Raw genomic sequence first — 2396 nt, forward strand, 5'->3', positions numbered from 1 at the left:
CGCGGCCCGCGTCGTCGCCAGCGAAAACCCCACATCCGCCGCGTCCAGACCGTCCACTCCGGCGGCCAGTCGCCGGGCCTGCGCCGCCACACCCTCGGCCGTCTTCGCCGACACCACCCACGGCACCACCGGCAACCCTGCCGCCGGAACCACAACCACGGCTTCCTCAGCCGCCGGCGCCTCCTCGATGATGACGTGCGCGTTCGTGCCGCTGATGCCGAAGGACGACACCCCGGCCCGGCGCGGCCGTTCCGAGTGCGGCCATGCGCGGGGCTCGGACAGCAGTTCCACGGCACCGGCGGACCAGTCCACGTGTGAGGACGGGGTGCCGACATGGAGGGACCGGGGCAGCACATCGTGCCGCATCGCCAGGATCATCTTCATGACACCCGCGACACCGGCGGCGGCCTGGGTGTGCCCGATGTTGGACTTCACCGAGCCCAACCACAGTGGCTGGTCGGCGGGGCGGTCCTGGCCGTAGGTGGCAAGGAGTGCCTGCGCCTCGATGGGGTCACCCAGCTTGGTGCCCGTGCCGTGCGCCTCCACCGCGTCCACATCCGCCACCACCAGCCCCGCACTGGCCAACGCCTGCCGGATGACACGCTGCTGCGAGGGACCGTTCGGAGCCGTCAGACCGTTGGAGGCACCGTCCTGGTTGACGGCTGATCCGCGTACCACCGCCAGGATGTGGTGTCCGTTGCGCCGGGCGTCGGAGAGGCGCTCGAGGACGAGGACGCCCACGCCCTCACCCCAGCCGGTGCCGTCGGCGTCGTCGGAGAACGCCTTGCAGCGGCCGTCCCCGGCGAGTCCGCCCTGCCGCTCGAATTCGATGAAGGCTCCGGGTGTCGACATCACCGTCACACCACCGGCCAGCGCGAGATCGCACTCGCCCGACCGCAGCGCCTGCGCGGCGAGGTGGAGGGCCACCAGCGAGGACGAGCACGCGGTGTCGACGGTGACGGCAGGACCCTCGAGCCCCAGCGCATACGAGATCCGGCCGGACAGCACACTGCCCGAACTACCGGTCCCGCCATAGCCGTCGGCGGACTCCCCCGCCAACGCCAACGCCGCCGGATAGTCCTGCCCGTTCGTCCCGGCGAAGACACCCACCGGCAGCCCGCGCAACGACAACGGCGCGATCCCCGACCGCTCCAACGACTCCCAGACGACCTCAAGGAGAAGACGCTGCTGCGGGTCCATGGCGAGGGCCTCGCGCGGCGAGATCCCGAACAGACCGGCGTCGAAATCCGCCACACCCTCGACGAACCCGCCCACGCTCCGATGTGCGTCCCAGCCCCGGTCCGTGGGGAACTCGCTCAGCGCGTCGGTGCCGTCCGCCACCAGCCGCCAGAGTTCCTCGGGTGAGCCGACCCCGCCCGGGAAGCGGCAGCCCATGCCCACCACGGCCACGGGCTCGGTTCCGGCGGACTCCAGGCCGTGAAGGCGCTGCTTGGTCTCGTGTAGTTCGAGCGTGACCTTCTTCAAGTACCCGAGAAGCTTCTCCTCGTTACTCATCAAGCTCACCGCGTCCCGATCTCGTTGTCGATAAGAGCGAAGATGTCGTCGGATGTGGCGGCTTCGATCTTTGCCGAGATGTCCCCCGCACTGTCGTCGGTCGCGGTGCCGTCCAGGCGTTTCATCAGTTGTTGCAGGCGCGAGGCGACCCTCAGGCGCGCTTGGTCGGGGGCGGGCAGAGCCAGCAGGGCGGCCTCGATACGGTCCAGTTCGGCCGCTACGTCACGGATCCCGTCGCCCGGGTCGTCGGCCAGCTCGCCGAGGAGGAAGTCGGCCAGGGCAAGGGTGGTCGGGTGGTCGAAGACGAGCGTGGCGGGCAGCCTGAGGCCGGTTTCGGCGGTGAGGGCGTTGCGCAGTTCGACGGCCGTCAGGGAGTCGAAGCCCAGGTCCCGGAACGCCTTCGACACGTCCACGGCGGTCGCGTCCGCGAAACCGAGCACCGCCGCGACCCGACCGCGCACCACGTCGGTGACCAGCGAACGCCGGGCGACGCCCGACACCCCCGTCAGCCTGGCCTGCAACTGGCCGAGTCCTGTGGGCGGTTCGCCTGCGGTGGTGTCACGCGGCGTGACCACGTCCCACAGACGATTCGCGCGCAGCGCGGTCACGGACGGTACGAAACGCTCCCAGTCCATGTCGGCCACGGCGAAACAGCCTTCAGCCGAGCCCACGGTACCGAGGGCTGTATCGGGGTCGAGTGGCCGTACGCCGCCGCGTTCCATGCGGGTCAGGACGGTGGCGTCGTCGGCCATGCCGCCCTCGGCCCACGGCCCCCACGCGATCGACGCACCTACCAGCCCCTGCGACCGGCGAAACTCCACCAGCCCGTCCAACGCCGCGTTCGCCGCCGCATACGCACCCTGCCCCGCACCACCCCACAC

The 2396-nt window shown here is 70.7% G+C and carries 2 protein-coding genes; both read right to left on the reverse strand.

The window, feature by feature from the left end; genetic code table 11:
- On the reverse strand, nucleotides 1-1515 hold a 1515-nt coding region (locus tag ABD366_RS39915), incomplete at its 3' end, for a type I polyketide synthase (protein ID WP_344443434.1).
- Nucleotides 1516-1520: 5 nt separating this feature from the next.
- The coding region (locus ABD366_RS39920) for an acyl carrier protein (protein WP_344443436.1) at nucleotides 1521-2396 on the reverse strand (876 nt) is incomplete at its 5' end.

It is taken from the genome of Streptomyces kunmingensis (assembly GCF_039533535.1).
In the GTDB taxonomy this organism is placed as follows: Bacteria; Actinomycetota; Actinomycetes; order Streptomycetales; family Streptomycetaceae; genus Streptomyces; species Streptomyces kunmingensis.